The organism is Halorubrum sp. (assembly GCF_046498025.1).
Lineage (GTDB): Archaea > Halobacteriota > Halobacteria > Halobacteriales > Haloferacaceae > Halorubrum.
Genome location: NZ_JAWOBM010000047.1, coordinates 1 through 19183, shown reverse-complemented (window position 1 = coordinate 19183; position 19183 = coordinate 1). Strand labels below are relative to the sequence as shown.

Here is a 19183-nt window from a genome sequence, read left to right as displayed (position 1 = left end):
GGAGTACGGGTATATGCCAACGGGGATCGTCGGGGAGTTCCTCGATCTCAAGGCGGAGACGGACGCTGACGTCCTCGCGATGCAGTGCGGCGACTTCTACGAGTTCTTCGCGGACGACGCGGAGCTGGTCGCCGACGAGCTCGACCTGACGGTGTCCCAGAAGTCCTCGCACGGCTCGTCGTACCCGATGGCGGGCGTTCCGCTCTCGGAGCTGACCCCCTACGTGAAGGCGCTCGTCGAGCGGGGGTACCGGGTCGCCGTCGCCGATCAGTACGAGACGGCCGACGGCCACGCCCGCGAGATAACCCGTATCGTCACGCCCGGCACCCTGCTGGAGACGGCCGACGACGACGCGCGGTACCTCGCGGCGGTCGTCCGCGACGGCGACCGCGGCGGACGGGCGGGCTCCCCGGAGACGAGCGCCGGGAGCGAGGAGGCGGGCGGTCCCTACGGGCTCGCGCTGGCGGACGTCACTACGGGGCGGTTCCTCGTCACCGAAGTCGACGACGAGAGCGACCTCCGGGCGGAGCTGTACCGGTTCGACCCCGCGGAGGTGCTGCCGGGCCCCCGCGTCCGCAACGACGACCGGCTGCTCGGCGCGGTCCGGGAGGACCTGTCGGGGTCGGTCTCCGTGTTCGACGCGGAGGCGTTCGCGCCGGGCCGGGCGAAACACGCCGTGCGCGAGCAGTTCGGCCGGGAGACCGCAGACAGCGTCGGGGTCGACTCCGACCTCGCGCTGCGCGCGGCCGGCGCCGTGCTCGGCTACGTCGAGAAGACGGGCGCCGGCGTGCTCGCGTCGATGACCCGGCTCACGGCGTACGGCGACGGCGACCACGTCGACGTCGACGCGACCACTCAGCGCAACCTCGAACTCACGGAGACGATGCGCGGCGAGGGCGAGGGGTCGCTGTTCAAGACGGTCGACCACACCGTCACCGCGGCCGGCGGGCGGCTGCTCCGGGAGTGGCTCACGCGGCCCCGACGGGACCGGGCGGCGCTCGAGCGGCGGCTCGACGCGGTCGAGGCGCTGGCGGCGGCGGCGCTCGCGCGCGACCGCCTGCGCGAGACGCTGGGTGAGGCGTACGACCTCGAGCGACTCGCCGCGCGGACGACAAGCGGGAGCGCGGGCGCGCGCGAACTCCTCTCGGTGCGGGACACCCTCGCGCTGGTGCCGGCGATGGTCGACGCCGTCGAGGGGACCGCCCTCGCGGCCTCGCCGGTGGCCGGCGTGCTGAAGGACCTCGACCGGGAGCGCGCCCGCGCCCTCCACCGCGAGCTCGCCGACGCGCTCGCGGACGACCCGCCGAAGGCGAAGACGCAGGGCGGGCTGCTCCGGGAGGGGTACGACGACGAGCTCGACGAGCTGATCGCGAGCCACGAGGAGGCCGTAGAGTGGCTCGACACGCTCGCGGAGCGGGAGAAGCGGCGGCACGGGCTCAGCCACGTCACCGTCGACCGCAACAAGACGGACGGCTACTACATCCAGGTCGGCAAGTCGGTCGCCGACCAGGTGCCCGAGGGCTATCGCGAGATCAAGACGCTGAAGAACTCCAAGCGGTTCGTCACCGACGAGCTGGCGGAGCGGGAGCGCGAGGTCCTCCGCTTGGAGGAGGCCCGCGGCGAGCTGGAGTACGAGCTGTTCGAGGAGCTGCGCGAGCGGGTCGCCGACGACGCCGAACTGCTGCAGGACGTCGGGCGGGTCGTCGCCGAGGTCGACGCGCTCGCGTCGCTGGCGACCCACGCTGCCGGGAACGACTGGACGCGCCCCGAGCTGACCGACGAGCGTCGGTTCGACGTGGAGGCCGGGCGCCACCCGGTCGTCGAGCGGACGACGGACTTCGTGCCGAACGACCTCCGGCTCGACGACGAGCGCGGCTTCCTGATCGTCACCGGGCCGAACATGAGCGGGAAGTCGACGTACATGCGACAGGCGGCGCTGATCCAGCTGCTCGCGCAGGCGGGGTCGTTCGTCCCCGCGCGGTCGGCCGCGGTCGGACTCGTCGACGGGATCTACACCAGAGTGGGCGCGCTCGACGAGCTCGCGCAGGGGCGCTCGACGTTCATGGTCGAGATGCAGGAGCTGTCGAACATCCTCCACTCGGCGACCGCGGACTCGCTCGTCATCCTCGACGAGGTGGGTCGGGGCACCGCCACCTACGACGGCATCTCCATCGCGTGGGCCGCGACCGAGTACCTCCACAACGAGGTGCGCGCGCGGACCCTCTTCGCCACGCACTACCACGAGCTGACGACGCTGGCGGACCACCTCCCGCGCGTGGAGAACGTCCACGTCGCCGTCGACGAGCGCGACGGGGAGGTGACGTTCCTCCGGACGGTCCGCGACGGTCCGACGAACCGGTCGTACGGGGTCCACGTCGCCGACCTCGCCGGCGTCCCGGCGCCCGTGGTCGGACGCGCCGACGAGGTGCTCGACCGGCTCCGGGAGGAGAAGGCGATCGAGGCGAAGGGATCGAGGAGCGGCGGCGGAGCCGGGAGCGGCGACGGAGCCGGGAACGCGGAGGGTATCGGAAGCGGCGAGGGGACGCGGCAGGTCGTCTTCGACCTCTCGTCCGGGTCGTTCGCGGGCGACGGCGACGCGGGAGCGGCGGACGGAGACGCGGCCGAGGCGGACGCGGCAGCGGGCGAGGGGAGTCGGAACGGAAGGCGGGCGGAGGCGCAGTCGGGCGGTGCCGGCGGGGTCGCCGAAGGCGGCGAGCCCGCCGAAATCCCGGAAGCAGACCGGCTCGATCCCGAGACGCGCGCCGTACTCGAGGAGCTGAGCGACGTCGACGTCGCGGCGACCGCCCCGGTGGAGCTGCTCGCACGCGTGCAGGAGTGGCAGGAGCGGCTCGACGAGGAGAGAGGACTCGACGAGGAGGGAGGACTCGACGAGAGCCGCTGACGGCCGGCGCGAGGGGAGCGTCTGACGTAAGAACTAATGTCCGACCTCGACGTGTGGTGTGTATGGGCATCATGAGCAAGATCCTCGGCGGGGGCGGAAACCGCTCCGTCGACGACTACGTCGAACTCAACCTCGACGACTTCGCCGAGGCACACGCGGAAACGGGGATGCAGGTACACATCGCGGAGATCGGCGACCAGAGCGACGTCATCCCGATCAAAGACGCCGTCTACGACGGCGATTTCGTCATCGCCGACATCACCCGCCACTCGACGTCGGACCGCACGATCGAACACATCATCGACGAGCTGCGGCAGGTCGCCCGGGAGGTCGACGGCGACATCGTCCAGAAGGGCGACGACCAGATCGTTCTCACCCCGACGGGCGTCTCTATCTCGCGGAAGAAGCTGTAGCGGGGACCGTCGGGTCCGGGTCGCCACATTTCCGCGCCGAACGACGGGAGTGACGGGCTCGTTCTCGGCGACTGACCGGTGCGTGGCCGAACCGTGTATTATATGCCCGTCTCTCGCCCACGTACGACCGAATGGACGAGCCGGTCCTGCTGACGGGCGCCGGTGGACGGGTGGGACAGGCCATCCTCCGCGGCATCGGCGACGACTACGAGTGGCGACTCCTCGACAGGGAACCCCTCCCGGCAGCGAAGGTGCCGGACGGAGTCACCGGCGCCGACCGGTACGTCGCGGACATCGCCGACGAGCGGGCGGTCCGGGAGGCGATGACGGGCGTCGGCGCCGTGATCCACCTCGCCGGCGACCCGCGGAAGACCGCGCCGTGGGACTCGGTGCTCCGCAACAACATCGACGGGACGCAGGTCGTCATGCGCGCGGCCGCCGAGGAAGGCGTCGAGCGGTTCGCGTTCGCCTCCTCGAACCACGCCGTCGGCGGCTACGAGACCGACGACCGGACTCCCGACCTGTACCGCCCGGACGACGACTACCGACTGGACGGCACCGAACTCCCCCGCCCCGGAAACCTCTACGGCGTCTCGAAGGCGACCGGCGAGGCGCTCGGACGGTTCTATCACGACGAGTACGGGATGAGCGTCGTCTGCGTTCGCATCGGAAACCTCACGAAGGACCACCCGCCCCGGGAGTACGAGCGCGGGCAGGCGATGTGGCTCTCGCACCGCGACTGCGCGCACCTGTTCGACCGCTGTCTCCAGGCCGACTACGGCTACGAGATCGTCTACGGCATCTCGAACAACGACCGGCGGTACTACTCCCTCGAGCGCGCCCGCGAGGCGCTCGGCTACGCCCCCGCCGACAACTCCGCGAACTACACCTTCGAGGGCGAGCCGAAGGAGGGGGCCGCGACGGACGCGAACGGGGACGCCGATCGGTCCGCCGCGGGTGACGCGCCCATGGAGCCGAACTTCCCGTCGGACCCCGACACGCCGACCGACGGCGCCTGACGGCGACTTTTAAAAGAGGTCGTCGACGTCGCGTCGCTTCCGGTCGGTCAGTTCCACGTGATCCGCGAGTCGCGCGGCCACCTGCGGGCGGGCGCCGGGCTCGCGGAGGAACGCGAAGAGCAGCTCCGCGAACCGCGTCCGGCCGGTGCCGCGCTCCGCGCGGGCCAGCGCCGCCGCCCGCTCGAACGTCGCCTCGTCCCCGTGCGCGACCGCGTCGGCGAGCGCGGGGGCCGCGAGCAGCGTCGCCGCGAGGTCCAGGTCGGCGAACGTCGGCGCCGCGCCGTCGATCCGGATCGCCGGCGGTCGGGCACGCTCGATCGTCTCGGGGTCGGTCACGAGGCGGCGACACCACTCGCTGACGGTCGCGACGTCGACGCCGCGAGCCGCGTCGTCGACGCCGCCGAGGTACCTCACGGCGTTTTCGGCGCAGCCGGCCGCGCCGGACCAGTTCCGCTCGGTCGCGTGGTGGGTCGCCGCCGCCGCCGCGATCAGCCCGTGGAGCAGGCGCTCGTCGTCGCCCGCGTCGAGGGGGAGCCACGCCGCCTCCCACGGGTCGTGGGCCGCGAGGACGTGGCCCTCGTTGAACAGGGCGGCACCGGCGGAGAGGGCGGCCGGGACGGAGGGGGCGCCCTCGGGATCGGCACCGGTGGCGTCCCCGCCGCGGGAACCCGAGTCGCGGTCGGTCATGGCCGACCGTCGGCGACGGCGATATAAAAGGGCGGCCCCCGCGCTCGAACGTGGGGGAGCGTCAGCGGGGGGAGAAGCGTCAGCGGGCGTGAGGAGGGGAAACGTCGACCGGTGGGGAGAAGCGTCAACGGGGCGGAGGGGACGCTCAGCGGGGAAAGCCCCGAGAGACTCGACTTAGCGGTCTCCGGCGGCGACCGGGTCGCCGTCGGCGATCGAGAGCGTCCGGTCGACGGCGCTCGGGTACCGCCGCTGGAGCGCCGCGCCGGCGACGACACCGACGAGGGCGGCCAGGGCGAACCCGGCCGCGACCGGGAACGAGGCGACCGCGACGGTCAGGACGGGCAGCGCCGCGAGGACCGCCGCGGTTCGCGGAGACGGGAGGGGCGCGGCCGGGTCGGGACCCGCGTTGGGGTCGGGGTGTACGGTGCGTCTGGAACGGGATCGGTCTCGTGTCATTGTCGGATGGAGGTGGGTGGCGCGAAGGCCTCGCGCCGCGGCCGGTGTCGGTTCGTCAGTCGGGGACCGTGTCGCGTCCGCAGCGGTCCGGTCGTCGCCCGCGGGCGTTTATCGGTCGTGATCGGTCGCCGTCCGCTCTCGCTGGCGGGCCTTCGACACTCCGACGACCTCGGTGAGGTCGGCGACCTCGGCGTCGGGCGCGAGCCGGACCGAGGCGTCGACCACGACCGCGAGGTCGTTGAGTCGGGGGCGGAGGTCGACGATGTCGACGTCGAGGACGTCGACGCCGTCGCGACCGTCGAGCTTCGATCGGACGCCGGCGTGGAGGTCGCCCGCGGCGTCGCGGGGGACCGCCACCCGGAGCGCGACGTCGGTCGCGCGGTGGCAGGGTGGGGCTGCCATACGGACCCGGGAGGGAGTCGATTCCTCACCCCGAGGCTCTGCCGCTTGAGCTACCGGGCCGACGGTGACGCGGCTGAAGCGTCGGAAGCCGAGAGAAGGCGGCGCACGCCTCGACGGGCGGGGGCCGGCCGTCCCCGCGTCGGGGTCACGCGGCGACGGCGTCGAGACGAGCGACGACCGGTCCGCGGACCCGCCTCCCGACGCTCCGGCGGGGGGCGAACGTCGGAATGGGGTCGCGGACTGTCATGGTGAGGCGCCCGGCGGAGACGTCCGCTCGGACGTATTCTCACTCAGAGGAGGAACCGAGTTAATAGTTGCCCGTGTGTGCGGATCAATGGCGTGATTCGTCGCGGCGGGAGTATACTCTAGAGTTATTTTTCACGGACCACCGAGGTCGTCGCCGCCGAAGCGGGAATCGGAGCGACGAAGAGCGGGGTCGTCCTCGTCACCCTCGTCGTCTCCTCGTTCGTGGTCGGTTCGCGCCGACCCGCGTCACGAGACGGCTCTCGAGCGGGCGGACGGGGGGTCGTCACGGCCGATCGACCATACCTGATCGGGTAAACAGTCATCCGTGTCGGGTGCGTAGGTCGTATAGGCGTGTCTGGAAGTCTCCTACCTGTCATCGCGGCGATCCTTGTGTCGGGGCTCGTTGTCCAGCTGGTCGCTCACCGTTTGAAAATACCGAGCGTCATCTTCTATCTCCTCATCGGAGTCGTGCTCGGACCGGAGGTGTTGGGGCTCGTAACGCTCGAGACGTTCGGAGAGGGCCTCGAGATCATCGTCGGGATCAGCGTCGCCATCATCGTCTTCGAAGGGGCGTTCGCCCTCCGGATCGAGCGGATCCGCGGCGCGTCCACGGTGTCGCTCCGGCTGGTGACGATCAGCGCCCTCGTGATGTTCCTCGGAACGGCGGCCGCGGTTCGGTTCTTCGAGGGGGCCGACTGGGAGATCGCGCTGCTGATCGGCGCGCTGCTCGTGGCGACCGGCCCGACCGTGATCACGCCGATACTCAACGTCGTCCGCGTCAGGGACCACGTCGCGACCGCGCTGGAGACGGAGGGGATCGTCAACGACGTGACGGCCGCGATCGTCGCCGTGGTGATCTTCGAGACGCTGCTGCTCGACGACCTCGGTGTTTCGGCGAGCGTCTTCGCGTTCGTCGAGCGGCTCGGCGTCGGCGTGCTCGCGGGGGTGGTCGCGACGGTGGTGATCTACTACCTGTTGAACAGCGACCTGGTCCCCGAACGCGACGTGCAGGCGGGTCAGTTCCTCGTGTTGGCGGCCGCGGTCGGGGCGTTCGCGGCCGCCGAGGCCGTCGCCGCCGAAGCGGGCATCGCGGCGGCCGCGACGAGCGGGATGCTGCTCGGGAACCTCGAGATCACCAACAGAGAGGAGATCGAGGAGTTCGTGGGGAGCACGACGCTCGTCGTCCTCTCGTTCGTGTTCATCTCGCTGGCCGCGCTGATCGACGTCGAAGCGATACTGCAGCTCGGCCTCGGTGCGGTCGCGCTCGTGCTCGTGATCATGCTGGTGCTCCGACCCCTGGGAGCGCTGATCGCGACGGTCGGCGTGGAGCGGTTCACGTGGCCGGAACGGTTCTTCCTCGCGGGCGTGGGCCCACGCGGGATCATCCCGGCGAGCGTGGCCACGCTGTTCGCCATCGAGCTGGAACTCGCGGGAAACGTGGCGGCGGGCCAGCTGCTCGTCGGAACCGTGTTCGCCGTCATCTTCGCGACGGTCGCGATCGAGGCCGGGTTCGCGCGGCAGATCGGCGAGTTCCTCGGAGTGTCACCAATGCGTACGATAATCATCGGCGGCGGCCGGGTCGGCCGGGCGCTCGCCACACGACTGGAGCGGCGGGGTGAGTACGTCGTCATCATGGAGATCGACGACGAAGAGATCGAACGAGCGCGCTCGGACGGGTTCACCGTCTACGAGGGCGACGGCAGCGACGCGGAAAAACTGCGCGGCGCGGGCGTCGAGGACGCCAAGCGGGTGATCACGGCGACCGGCGACGACGACATCAACCTGCTCGCGTGCCAGCTCGCGAAGACGAAGTTCGGCGTCGAGTCAGTGTACTCGCGCGTGAACGAGCCCGACAACATCGAGGCCTTCGACGGCCTCGGCGTGAAGGGGATCGACTCGTCGACGGCGACGGCGTTAGCCATCGACGACGAGATCGAGCGGCCGGCGCTCACTCACTGGATGAACGAGCTGGGCGACAGCCACGACGTCCAGGAGGTGGAGGTGACCGCGGAGAACCTCGCGGGGAAGACGATCCAGGAACTCAACGCGCAGATCCCCGACGGGACGTTCGTCGCGGTCGTTAGCCACAACGGCGTGAACCACGTTCCCTCGGCGGATCGCGTGCTGGAGTACGGCGATCACGTCACCTTCATCGGCGACGCGGGCGCAGTCAGGCAGGCGATGGACCGGTTCCACCCGCACGACTGAGCCGACGGTTGCAATCGCCGACGCACGGCTCGCGACGCTCACCGGTTGGTGTGTCCGAAAACGTCCTGACGGAGTCTCACGCGAGCGAAGCGAGCGTGATGCACGTCAGGACCGAACGCCGAAGCAGGCGCTCCGCGATGCGGAGCGCCTGCGAGAAGTGAGCGTCCTGACGGAGATTTGAACTCCGGTCCCTGGCTCCGCAAGCCAAGAGGATAGTCCACTACCCTACCAGGACTCACTCAATTCTACCGCGGTAGAACTTAAGACGGTTACGGTCCGTGGGTCGCGTGGCGATCGGTCGCATGCGACGCGAGCAGCCGTCTCGGTGGGATCGGCCGGGCGCGGGGACGCCCCCGTCGGGGGGAGCGCGGACGCTCGGCGCGGGGATTGCACACCTTTTGTATCGAGGAGACCCAGAGTCCGGTATGACGGAACCCCGAACCGCGGCCGCGACGCCGCGGGCTCGACCGGCGACGACGCCGCGGAGCGGACCAGCGACGGACGCGAGCGCGGCTGCGAGACCCCCGCAAGGACAACGCTTATGCGCGGACTCGACAACCGAGAAGGTACGCGTATGGGAGTGATAGAGGACGTCTACGAGGATCTCGACACCGACGTCGAGTTCGAGGAGTTCGAGGCGGCCGTCGAGGACAAGGTCGAGCAGATGGGGGGGCTCGCCGACGAGGAGACGGCCGCGATGCTGATCGCCCACGAGTTGCGCGACGAGGAGGCCGACACGATCGCCGACATCGAACCCGGCATGAACGACGTGAAGTTCCTCGGGAAGGTGACATCCATCGGCGACGTCAGGACCTTCGAGCGCGACGGCGAGGACGCCGAGGAGGGGCGCGTCTGCAACGTCGACGTCGCGGACGCCTCCGGCTCCGTGCGGGTCGCCCTCTGGGACGACATGGCCGCGGCGGCCGACGAGGAACTGGAGGTCGGACAGGTGCTCCGCGTCATGGGCCGACCGAAAGAGGGGTACAGCGGCCTGGAGGTGAGCGCCGACAAGGTCGAACCAGACGAGGACGCCGAGGTCGACGTTCAGGTGCTCGACACCTACCGGGTCGAGGACCTCTCGCTCGGCGCCTCAGACGTGGATCTCGTCGGCCAGGTGCTCGACACGGACTCGGTCCGAACGTTCGACCGGGACGACGGCAGCGAGGGGCGCGTGGCCAACCTCACCGTCGGCGACGAGACGGGACGCGTCCGCGTCACGCTGTGGGACGACAAGGCCGACCTCGCCGCCGAGTTCGAGGCCGGCGAGGTCGTCGAGGTCGGCGACGGCTACGTCCGCGAGCGCGACGGCGATCTCGAGCTTCACGTCGGCGACCGCGGCACGGTCGAGCGCGTCGACGAGGACGTCGAGTACGTACCCGAGACGACGGACATCGCCGACCTGGAGATCGGGGAGACCGTCGATATCGGCGGGGGCGTCATCGAGACGGACCCGAAGCGCACCTTCGACCGCGACGACGGGTCCGAGGGACAGGTCCGGAACGTGCGAATCAAAGACGACACCGGCGAGATCCGGGTCGCGCTGTGGGGCGACAAGGCCGACCGGGAGATCGACCTGGCGGACCGCGTCGTCTTCACTGACGTGGAGATCCAGGACGGCTGGCAGGACGACCTCGAGGCGTCCGCAAACTGGCGCTCGACGGTCACCGTCTTCGACGAGGGGGCGGAGGCGTCGACCGGCGCGCGGGGAACGGACGACGAGCGACGAGACGGGGCCGACACCGGGCTCGGCGCGTTCGCCGACGACGCGAGCGGCGCCGGCGACGAGAGCGGTGACGCGACGACTACGGCCGGCGACGCCGCAGCGGCCGACTCGTCCGGCGGCGGCGCGGCGACCGCGACGGCGACCGCGGAGGAGGTCGAATTCACGGGCACCGTCGTCCAGACCGGCGACCCCGTCGTGCTGGACGACGGCCAGCGAACGAAGAGCGTCGAGACCGACGCGAGCCTCCGGCTGGGCGAGGAAGTCACGGTGCGGGGCGCGGAGCGTGACGGCACGATCCACGCGGAGGACGTGTTCTAGTCGTCGCGGGCGGGGAATGAGGGTGGGGACGCTTTCGAACGGTAAGGAGCGACGCGTCGAGTAGCCGCGACGCCAGCGCTCGGCGGCGGAGACGGCGGTAACGGAAAGCGTTATACGGTACACGGACGCGACTGTGTGTATGAGTGTCGAGTTGCCGTTCGCGCCGGTCGACGGGATCATCCGGCGGAACGCCGGGGAGCTCCGCGTCAGCGCCGACGCCGCCGAGGAGCTGGCCCGTCGCATCCAGACGCACGGTGCGGAGCTGGCGATCGACGCGGCCGAGCGGGCGACCGAGGACGGGCGGAAGACGCTGATGGCGGCGGATTTCGGCGTCGAACAGGTGATCACTCGCGAGGAGCTCACCCTGCCCGTCGCGCCCATCGACCGGATCGCGCGGCTCCGGATCGACGACCGGTATCGGGTCGGCGTCGACGCGCGGATCGCGCTGGCCGACATCCTCGAGGACTACGCCGACAACGTGGCGAGCGCGGCCGCGACGCTCGCGCGACACGCCGACCGACGGACCGTACAGGCCGAGGACATCGAAACGTACTTCGCGCTGTTTGAGTAGATGCGGTTCGGCTACAGCGAGCGGTGTCTCGCGCACGACACGGGAGAACGGCACCCGGAGAATCCGGACCGCCTGCGGGCGATCCGCCGGGGGCTCGCCAAACGACACGGGGTCGAGTACACCGAGGCGGACCCGGCGACCCGCGAGGAGGTCGTCGCCGTCCACGACGAGGAGTACGTGGACGAGCTCGAGGCGTTCGTCGACGACGGCGGCGGGAGCTGGGACCCCGACACCGTCGCGAGCGAGGGGACGTGGGAGGCCGCGCTCACCGCCGCCGGCCTCGCGCAGTGGGCGGCCCGAGCCGCGCTCGACGGAGCCAGCGGACGGGCCACGCCGTTCGCGCTCGGTCGGCCGCCGGGACATCACGCGGTGCCCGACGACGCGATGGGGTTCTGCTTCTTCAACAACGCCGCCGTCGCGGCACAGACCGTGCTCGACGACGACGCCGCGGACCGGGTCGCGATCTTCGACTGGGACGTTCACCACGGGAACGGCACCCAAGACGTGTTCTACGACCGAGGGGACGTCCTCTACTCGTCGATCCACGAAGACGGACTCTACCCGGACACCGGCGAGTTAGCGGAGATCGGTCGCGACGACGGGGAGGGAACCACGGTGAACCTCCCGCTCGCCGCCGGCGCGGGCGACGCCGACTACCGATACGCCATTGAGGAGGCGGTCGGGCCCGCGATCGAGCGGTTCGACCCCGACCTCGTGATCGTCTCGGCCGGATTCGACGCTCACCGCCACGACCCGATCTCGCGGATGCGCGTCTCTTCGGAGGGGTACGCGATGATGACCGATCAGGTCCGGTCGATCGCCGACGACGTCGGCGCCGTCGACGCCTACGTGCTGGAGGGCGGGTACGGGCTCGACACCCTCGCCGAGGGCGTGTCGATGGTCCACGAGACGTACGACGGGCGGACGCCGGTCACCGACGACGAGGAGCCGGACGCAAAGACGGAGTCGCTGGTGTCGGACCTGCGGGAGCTGCTCGATCTGTAGGCGGATACGTCCGGAACGGGATTTGAACCACAGTCGTTCCGCTCGTTTCACTCGCGCCACTCCCTGATTCAAATCCGTGGGCGAGAGTTCGTCGACTCCGGTACGGCTCGCTACGCTCGCCGGTCGGAGTCGACAGAGGACGCCCGGAGCGGGATTTGAACCCGCGTCACGACCGTGACAGGGTCGTATGATGGGCCACTACACCATCCGGGCAAACAGCGACAGAAACCCCGAACGAGGGGACGCCCGGAGCGGGATTTGAACCCGCGTCACGACCGTGACAGGGTCGTATGATGGGCCACTACACCATCCGGGCTTGTCGCAGTCAGTTGTATCCCTGTCTGGCAAATAAGGCTTGTCATCGCCGGCGGCGGTGGGGACCGATGACAGGGCGAACGACGGGCGGCGTCGTCGACCGCGGCGGTAGTCTTTTGTGTGATACCCGCGTGAGTGTGAGTATCGCACGCCCCGACGTCGTGAGCCGTGCACGGCGGAGTCGGTTGACAAGTCTTATGCCGCTGGCCCATATATCCATCTGTAGTATCTCGTGATAGCTTCTTTCAATAACCACCACCCATGGTAGACGTAAGCCAACACGAACTCGTCCCGGATCACGTCCTACTCACCGACGATGAGGTCGACGAGGTTCTGGCGGAGTACGACGTGAAGCGGACGAACCTGCCGAAGATCAAACGCACGGATCCCGCGCTCCCCGACGAGGCCGAGGTCGGCGACGTGGTGAAAATCGTTCGAGACTCCCGCACGACCGAGGAGGCGGTCGTGTACCGACTAGTCGTCTCATGAACAGGCAAGACCGACGCGTGGTGTCACGCGAGTACTTCTCCGACGAACGGCTCGCCGAACATCACTTCCGCTCGTTCAACAACTTCCTCGACCGCGGCATGCAGGAAGTCGTCGACGAGAAGGAGACGATCGAGACCGACATCGGCGACAAGGAGGGCCAAGAGCCCGTGTACGTCGAGCTCGGTGACGTTCGGATGGTCACCCCTCGCGTCCGCGAGGCCGACGGCTCCGAGGAACTGCTGTACCCGCAGGAGGCCCGCCTCCGGAACATCACCTACTCGGCGCCCGTGTTCATGGAGATGTCCATCGTGCGCGGCGGCGAGGACGAGCCCGAGCAGGTCGTCGACACGACCGAGACGAAGGTCGGCCGGATGCCGATCATGGTCGGCTCGGACAAGTGCAACATGGCCGGCTTCTCCGACGAGGAGCTCATCGACATCGGCGAGGACCCCGTCGACCCCGGCGGCTACTTCATCGTCAACGGCTCCGAGCGCGTGCTGATGACCTCGGAGGACCTCGCGCCGAACAAGATCCTCGCGGAGTACGACTCGAAGTACGGCGACGAGATCCAGGTCGCCAAGACGTTCTCCCAGCGCCGCGGCTACCGCGCGCTGGTCCTCTGCGAGCGCAACCGCGAGGGGCTGCTCGAAGTGTCGTTCCCGTCCGTCTCGGGCTCGATCGACTTCGTGACCCTCGTCCGCGCGCTCAGACTCGAGTCGGACGAGGAGATCGTCCACCGCGTCTCGGACGACCCGGAGATCGTGAAGTTCATGCTGGAGAACTTAGAGGAAGCGGAGGTGCAGACGACCGAGGAGGCCATCGAGACCCTCGGCGAGCGCGTCGCCTCCGGCCAGGGGAAGAACTACCAGCTCAAGCGGGCGAACTACGTCATCGACCGGTACCTCCTCCCGCACCTCCACGAGGAGGGCGTCGAGGAGGAGGACGTGCGCATCAACAAGGCGTACTACCTCTGTCGGATGGCCGAGGCGTGCTTCGAGCTCGCCTTAGAGCGCCGCGAGTCCGACGACAAGGACCACTACGCCAACAAGCGCCTGAAGGTCTCCGGCGACCTGATGCGCGACCTGTTCCGGACCGCCCTGAACAAGCTGGCGCGCGACGTGAAGTACCAGCTCGAGCGCGCGAACATGCGGAACCGGCAGCTGACCGTCAACACGGTCGTCCGCTCGGACGTGCTGACCGAGCGGCTGGAACACCCGATCGCAACGGGCAACTGGGTCGGCGGCCGCTCGGGCGTCTCCCAGCTCGTCGACCGGACGGACTACATGGGCGTGCTCTCGCACCTCCGGCGCCTGCGCTCGCCGCTGTCGCGGTCGCAGCCGCACTTCGAGGCGCGGGACCTTCACGCGACCCAGTGGGGTCGCATCTGTCCCTCCGAGACGCCGGAGGGGCCGAACTGCGGACTCGTGAAGAACTTCGCCCAGTCGATGGAGCTGTCGCAGACGGTCGAGGACGAACAGGGGCTGAAACGAGAACTGGCGTCGATGGGTGTCGAGGGGATCCCCGGAATCGAGGGCGTCGAACGACAGACGGCGGACGACTAATATGGCTCAGGCAGAACGCGAAGCGAAGGTATACGTCAACGGGAGCCTCGTCGGGACCCACCCGGACCCCGAGGCCCTCGCCGAACAGATCCGCGAGGCGCGCCGCCGAGGCGACGTCTCGGACATGGTGAACGTCTCGGTCAGAGACCGGACCCAGGAAGTGATCGTCAACGCGGACGCGGGGCGGGCCCGCCGACCGCTGATCGTCGTCGAGAACGGCGAGCCCCTGCTGGGCGACGAGGAGGTCGAGGCGCTCGAGCGCGGCGACATCGAGTTCGAGGACCTCATCGACCGCGGCTACGTCGAGTTCATCGACGCCGAGGAGGAGGAGGACATCCTCGTCGCCGTCGACGAGGAGGACGTGACCGAGGACCACACGCACCTCGAGATCGACCCGCAGCTCGTGTTCGGCATCGGCGCGGGGATGATCCCGTACCCCGAGCACAACGCGAGCCCCCGAATTACGATGGGCGCGGGGATGATGAAGCAGTCGCTCGGACTGCCCTCCGCCAACTACCGGATCCGGCCGGACACGCGCCAGCACCTGCTGCACTACCCGCAGCTGGCGATGGTCAAGACGCAGACGTCCGACCAGATCAGCTTCGACAAGCGGCCGGCGGCGCAGAACTTCGTCGTCGCCGTGATGTCCTACGAGGGGTTCAACATCGAGGACGCGCTGGTGATGAACCAGGGCTCCGTCGACCGCGCGCTCACCCGCTCGCACTTCTTCCGGACCTACGAGGGCGAGGAGCGGCGATACCCCGGCGGACAGGAGGACCGCTTCGAGATCCCCGACCAGGACGTCCGCGGCGCACGCGGCGAGGACGCGTACACGCACCTCGACGAGGACGGCCTCGTCAACCCGGAGACGAAGGTGAACGAGTCCTCGGTGCTGCTCGGCAAGACCAGCCCGCCGCGCTTCTTAGAGGAGCCCGACGACATGGGCGGGCTCTCCCCGCAGAAGCGGCGTGAGACGAGCGTGACGATGCGCTCTGGCGAGTCCGGCGTCGTCGACACGGTGACGCTGATGGAGGGCGAGGACGGCTCCAAGCTCTCGAAGGTGAAGGTGCGCGACCAGCGCGTCCCCGAGCTGGGCGACAAGTTCGCGTCCCGGCACGGCCAGAAGGGCGTCGTGGGCCACCTCGCACCGCAGGAGGACATGCCGTTCACCGAGGAGGGGGTCGTCCCCGACCTGGTGATGAACCCGCACGCGCTGCCGTCGCGGATGACGGTCGGCCACGTGTTGGAGATGCTCGGCGGAAAGGTCGGCTCGCTGCGCGGCTCGCGCGTCGACGGCACGCCGTTTCAGGGCGAGGACGAGGAGAAGCTCCGGAGCGGGCTCGAGGAACACGGGTTCAACTCCTCCGGAAAGGAGGTCATGTACTCCGGCGTCACCGGCGAGAAGATCGACGCGGAGATCTTCGTCGGGACGATCTTCTACCACAAGCTGTACCACATGGTGTCGAACAAGCTCCACGCCCGTTCGCGCGGGCCGGTCCAGGTGCTCACGCGCCAGCCGACCGAGGGGCGCGCCCGCGAGGGCGGGCTGCGCGTCGGGGAGATGGAGCGCGACACGATCATCGGCCACGGCGCGTCGATGGTGCTCAACGAACGGCTCCTGGAGTCCTCGGACGCCGAGACGGTTCACGTCTCCGCGGAGACGGGGCTCGTCGCCGTCGAGGACCGCGAGCAGCGCCGCGTGTACGACCCTGTCACGGGCGACGAGGACGACATCCACGAGCTCGAGGTGAGCTACGCGTTCAAGCTCCTCCTCGACGAGATGATCGCGCTCGGCATCCGGCCGAAGCTCGAACTGGAGGACGCAATTTAAATGTCAATGCAAACACCGAAAGTGCTCGGCGGCATCGACTTCGGCCTCATGGACCCGGAGACGTACCGGGACATGTCGGCGACGAAGGTGATCACGGCCGACACGTACGACGACGACGGCTACCCGATCGACATGGGGCTGATGGACCCGCGGCTCGGCGTCATCGACCCCGGATTGGAGTGTCGGACCTGCGGCTCTCACTCCGGCTCCTGTAACGGCCACTTCGGCCACATCGAGCTCGCCGCGCCGGTCATCCACGTGGGCTTCACGAAGCTCATCCGGCGGCTGCTCCGTTCGACGTGCCGGGAGTGCGGCCGGCTCGCCCTGGACGAGGCGCAGCGCGAGGAGTTCCGCGACCGCTACGACCGCGCGAAGGAGCTCGGCGACGACGAACACGACGTATTAAAAGCCGCCGTCCGACAGGCCCGGAAGGCGTCGACCTGCCCGTTCTGCGGCGAGCCGCAGGCGGACATCAAACACGAGAAGCCGACCACGTACTACGAGGTCCAGGACGTGCTCTCGGGCGACTACTCCGAGCGCATCGCGGCCGCGATGCAGCCCGACGAGGAGGAGGACGACCCGGGCACGTCGCCGCAGGAGCTCGCCGAGAAGACCGACATCGCCCTCGACCGCATAAACGACATCATGGCCGGCGAGTTCCGCCCGCGCACGGAGGACCGCCGCGCCATCGAGAAGGCGCTCGACGTCGACCTCACCGAGGAGGACATGAACAAGCTGATGCCCTCGGACATCCGCGACTGGTTCGAGGACATCCCGAACGAGGACCTCGAGGTCCTCGGCATCGACGCGGAGGACTCCCGACCGGAGTGGATGATCCTGACGGTCCTCCCCGTCCCGCCGGTGACCACGCGCCCCTCCATCACGCTCGACAACGGCCAGCGCTCCGAGGACGACCTCACGCACAAGCTGGTCGACATCATCCGGATCAACCAGCGGTTCATGGAGAACCGCGAGGCGGGCGCCCCGCAGCTGATCATCGAGGACCTCTGGGAGCTGCTCCAGTACCATGTCACCACGTTCGTCGACAACGAGATCAGCGGGACGCCGCCGGCGCGACACCGCTCCGGCCGCCCCCTCAAGACCCTCAGCCAGCGGCTGAAGGGGAAGGAGGGCCGCTTCCGCGGCTCGCTGTCGGGGAAGCGCGTCAACTTCTCCGCCCGGACCGTCATCTCGCCGGACCCGACCCTCTCGCTGAACGAGGTCGGCGTGCCGGACCGCGTCGCCAAGGAGATGACCCAGACGCTCAACGTCACCGAGCGCAACGTCGAGGAGGCGCGCCAGTACGTCCGGAACGGACCGGAGGCGCACCCCGGCGCGAACTACGTCCGACGGCCGGACGGGCGTCGCCTGAAGGTGACCGAGAAGAACTGCGAGGAGCTCGCCGAGAAGGTCGAGGCCGACTGGGAGGTCAACCGCCACCTGATCGACGGCGACATCGTGATCTTCAACCGGCAGCCCTCGCTGCACCGGATGTCCATCATGGCCCACGAGGTCGTGGTGATGCCGTACAAGACGTTCCGGCTCAACACCGTCGTCTGTCCGCCGTACAACGCCGACTTCGACGGCGACGAGATGAACATGCACGCGCTCCAGAACGAGGAGGCCCGCGCCGAGGCGCGCGTCCTCATGCGCGTGCAAGAGCAGATCCTCTCGCCGCGGTTCGGCGGGAACATCATCGGGGCGATCCAGGACCACATCTCCGGGACGTACCTGCTCACGCACTCGAACCCCGAGTTCACCGAGACGCAGGCGCTCGACCTGCTCCGGGCGACCCGGGTGGACGAGCTGCCCGAGGCGGACGGCGTCGACGACGACGGGCGCGAGTACTGGACCGGTCGGACGCTGTTCTCCGAGCTGCTGCCCGACGACCTCTCGCTGCACTTCTCGTCGTCGACCGGCGACGACGTCGTCATCGAGAACGGCCGGCTGATCGAGGGGACGATCGACGAGGACGCGGTCGGCGCGTTCGGCGGTGAGGTCGTCGACACCCTCACCAAGGAGTACGGCGAGACGCGCTCGCGCGTGTTCATCAACGAGATCGCGTCGCTGGCGATGCGCGCGATCATGCACTTCGGCTTCTCGATCGGGATCGACGACGAGTCGATTCCGCCGGAGGCCGAAGAGCAGGTCGACGACGCGATCGAGAGCGCCTACGAGCGCGTCCAGGAGCTGATCGCGACGTACGAGGCCGGCGAGCTGGAGTCGCTGCCGGGCCGCGGCGTCGACGAGACGCTGGAAATGAAGATCATGCAGACGCTCGGCAAGGCCCGCGACTCGGCCGGTGAGATCGCCGACCAGCACTTCGGCGACGACAACCCGGCGGTCGTGATGGCCCGGTCCGGCGCGCGTGGGTCGATGCTGAACCTCACGCAGATGGCCGGCTCCGTCGGCCAGCAGGCGGTTCGGGGCGAGCGGATCAACCGCGGCTACGAGGACCGGACGCTCTCGCACTACAAGGAGAACGACCTCTCCGCGGAGGCGCACGGCTTCGTGGAGAACTCCTACCGCGGCGGGCTCACGCCCGAGGAGTTCTTCTTCCACGCCATGGGCGGCCGCGAGGGGCTGGTCGACACGGCGGTCCGGACCTCCAAGTCCGGCTACCTGCAGCGCCGCCTCATCAACGCGCTCTCCGAGCTGGAGGCGCAGTACGACGGCACGGTCCGGGACACCTCCGGCCGGATCGTCCAGTTCGAGTTCGGCGAGGACGGCACCTCGCCGGTGAAGGTCTCCTCGGGGGAGGGCGACGGCATCGACGTCGACGACATCGTCGACCGCGTCGTCGACGCCGAGTTCGAGTCCGACGACGAGAAGGAGCGGTTCCTCGGCGAGCGCACGCCCCCGACGAACCTCTCCGAGCACGCCGGCCCTGGCCTGAACAAGGCCTCGGGGGTGGAATCCGATGACTGAGTACGCGCACGTCACCGACGACATGGAGGCGGTCGTGGAGGCGACCGAGCTCCCCAGCCGCCTCAAAGACGAGGTGTACGACGCGCTCGAACGCAAGGCGGAGGAGAC

At 69.2% G+C, this 19183-nt stretch carries 14 protein-coding genes and 3 tRNA genes; 11 read left to right on the top strand and 6 right to left on the bottom strand.

From position 1 onward, the window contains the following. The first annotated feature begins 13 nt into the window (after positions 1–13). The 3 genes from mutS (at position 14) to azf (ending at position 4334) form a co-directional block, all read left to right on the top strand. The gene (mutS, locus tag R6U01_RS10030; protein ID WP_410286315.1) at positions 14–2902 is read left to right on the top strand and encodes a DNA mismatch repair protein MutS; all 2889 of its coding nucleotides are present in this window, start codon (positions 14–16) and stop codon (positions 2900–2902) included. Positions 2903–2964: 62 nt separating this feature from the next. After that, the gene (gene sepF / locus R6U01_RS10025) at positions 2965–3315 is read left to right on the top strand and encodes a cell division protein SepF (RefSeq protein WP_410286314.1); all 351 of its coding nucleotides are present in this window, start codon (positions 2965–2967) and stop codon (positions 3313–3315) included. A 131-nt stretch (positions 3316–3446) separates the two neighbouring features. Further along, positions 3447–4334, top strand: coding sequence for an NAD-dependent glucose-6-phosphate dehydrogenase Azf (gene azf / locus R6U01_RS10020; RefSeq protein WP_410286313.1), 888 nt, complete (start codon positions 3447–3449; stop codon positions 4332–4334). A gap of 9 nt (positions 4335–4343) precedes the next feature. Here the strand turns inward: azf and R6U01_RS10015 are convergent, their stop codons facing one another. The 3 genes from R6U01_RS10015 to R6U01_RS10005 form a co-directional block, all read right to left on the bottom strand. Further along, positions 4344–5021, bottom strand: coding sequence for a DUF309 domain-containing protein (locus R6U01_RS10015; protein ID WP_410286312.1), 678 nt, complete (start codon positions 5019–5021; stop codon positions 4344–4346). A 174-nt stretch (positions 5022–5195) separates the two neighbouring features. Next, on the bottom strand, positions 5196–5477 hold the full coding sequence (locus R6U01_RS10010; protein WP_410286311.1) for a hypothetical protein: 282 nt from the start codon (positions 5475–5477) through the stop codon (positions 5196–5198). Between the two features lie 108 nt (positions 5478–5585). Continuing rightward, positions 5586–5879 carry a hypothetical protein gene (locus tag R6U01_RS10005; RefSeq protein WP_410286310.1) on the bottom strand — a complete coding sequence of 98 codons (294 nt, stop codon included), beginning with the start codon at positions 5877–5879 and terminating at the stop codon, positions 5586–5588. Positions 5880–6476: 597 nt separating this feature from the next. Here R6U01_RS10005 and R6U01_RS10000 point away from each other — a divergent pair. Then, positions 6477–8333 (top strand): cation:proton antiporter, encoded by a 1857-nt coding sequence (locus R6U01_RS10000; protein ID WP_410286309.1) that lies wholly within the window; start codon positions 6477–6479, stop codon positions 8331–8333. A 162-nt stretch (positions 8334–8495) separates the two neighbouring features. Here R6U01_RS10000 and R6U01_RS09995 read toward each other — a convergent pair. Beyond that, positions 8496–8568, bottom strand: a tRNA-Arg gene (locus R6U01_RS09995). 339 nt (positions 8569–8907) lie between these two features. Between R6U01_RS09995 and R6U01_RS09990 the strand changes: the two genes are divergently transcribed. From R6U01_RS09990 to R6U01_RS09980, 3 genes are all read left to right on the top strand, one after another. After that, the gene (locus R6U01_RS09990; RefSeq protein WP_410286308.1) at positions 8908–10374 is read left to right on the top strand and encodes a single-stranded DNA binding protein; all 1467 of its coding nucleotides are present in this window, start codon (positions 8908–8910) and stop codon (positions 10372–10374) included. Positions 10375–10513: 139 nt separating this feature from the next. Continuing rightward, positions 10514–10945 carry a histone gene (locus R6U01_RS09985; RefSeq protein ID WP_410286307.1) on the top strand — a complete coding sequence of 144 codons (432 nt, stop codon included), beginning with the start codon at positions 10514–10516 and terminating at the stop codon, positions 10943–10945. Continuing rightward, positions 10946–11950: a histone deacetylase family protein gene (locus tag R6U01_RS09980; RefSeq protein WP_410286306.1), complete on the top strand. Its 1005-nt coding sequence runs from the start codon at positions 10946–10948 to the stop codon at positions 11948–11950. It begins immediately after the preceding gene. A 140-nt stretch (positions 11951–12090) separates the two neighbouring features. On the opposite strand, the gene R6U01_RS09975 is transcribed toward R6U01_RS09980, so the two are convergent. Both R6U01_RS09975 and R6U01_RS09970 read right to left on the bottom strand, forming a co-directional pair. After that, positions 12091–12163, bottom strand: a tRNA-Asp gene (locus tag R6U01_RS09975). Between the two features lie 30 nt (positions 12164–12193). After that, a tRNA-Asp gene (locus R6U01_RS09970) sits at positions 12194–12266 on the bottom strand. Between the two features lie 260 nt (positions 12267–12526). Here R6U01_RS09970 and R6U01_RS09965 point away from each other — a divergent pair. The 4 genes from R6U01_RS09965 to R6U01_RS09950 are packed head-to-tail and all read left to right on the top strand — an operon-like array spanning position 12527 to position 19075. Further along, the gene (locus R6U01_RS09965; protein ID WP_410286305.1) at positions 12527–12754 is read left to right on the top strand and encodes a DNA-directed RNA polymerase subunit H; all 228 of its coding nucleotides are present in this window, start codon (positions 12527–12529) and stop codon (positions 12752–12754) included. Then, positions 12751–14316: a DNA-directed RNA polymerase subunit B'' gene (locus R6U01_RS09960; RefSeq protein WP_410286304.1), complete on the top strand. Its 1566-nt coding sequence runs from the start codon at positions 12751–12753 to the stop codon at positions 14314–14316. Before R6U01_RS09965 ends, R6U01_RS09960 begins: the two co-directional genes overlap by 4 nt. A 1-nt stretch (position 14317) precedes the next feature. Further along, entirely contained in the window at positions 14318–16147 is a 1830-nt protein-coding gene (gene rpoB, locus R6U01_RS09955; RefSeq protein WP_410286303.1) for a DNA-directed RNA polymerase subunit B, read from the top strand. A 6-nt stretch (positions 16148–16153) separates the two neighbouring features. Beyond that, positions 16154–19075 (top strand): DNA-directed RNA polymerase subunit A', encoded by a 2922-nt coding sequence (locus tag R6U01_RS09950; RefSeq protein WP_410286302.1) that lies wholly within the window; start codon positions 16154–16156, stop codon positions 19073–19075. Positions 19076–19183: the final 108 nt, after the last annotated feature.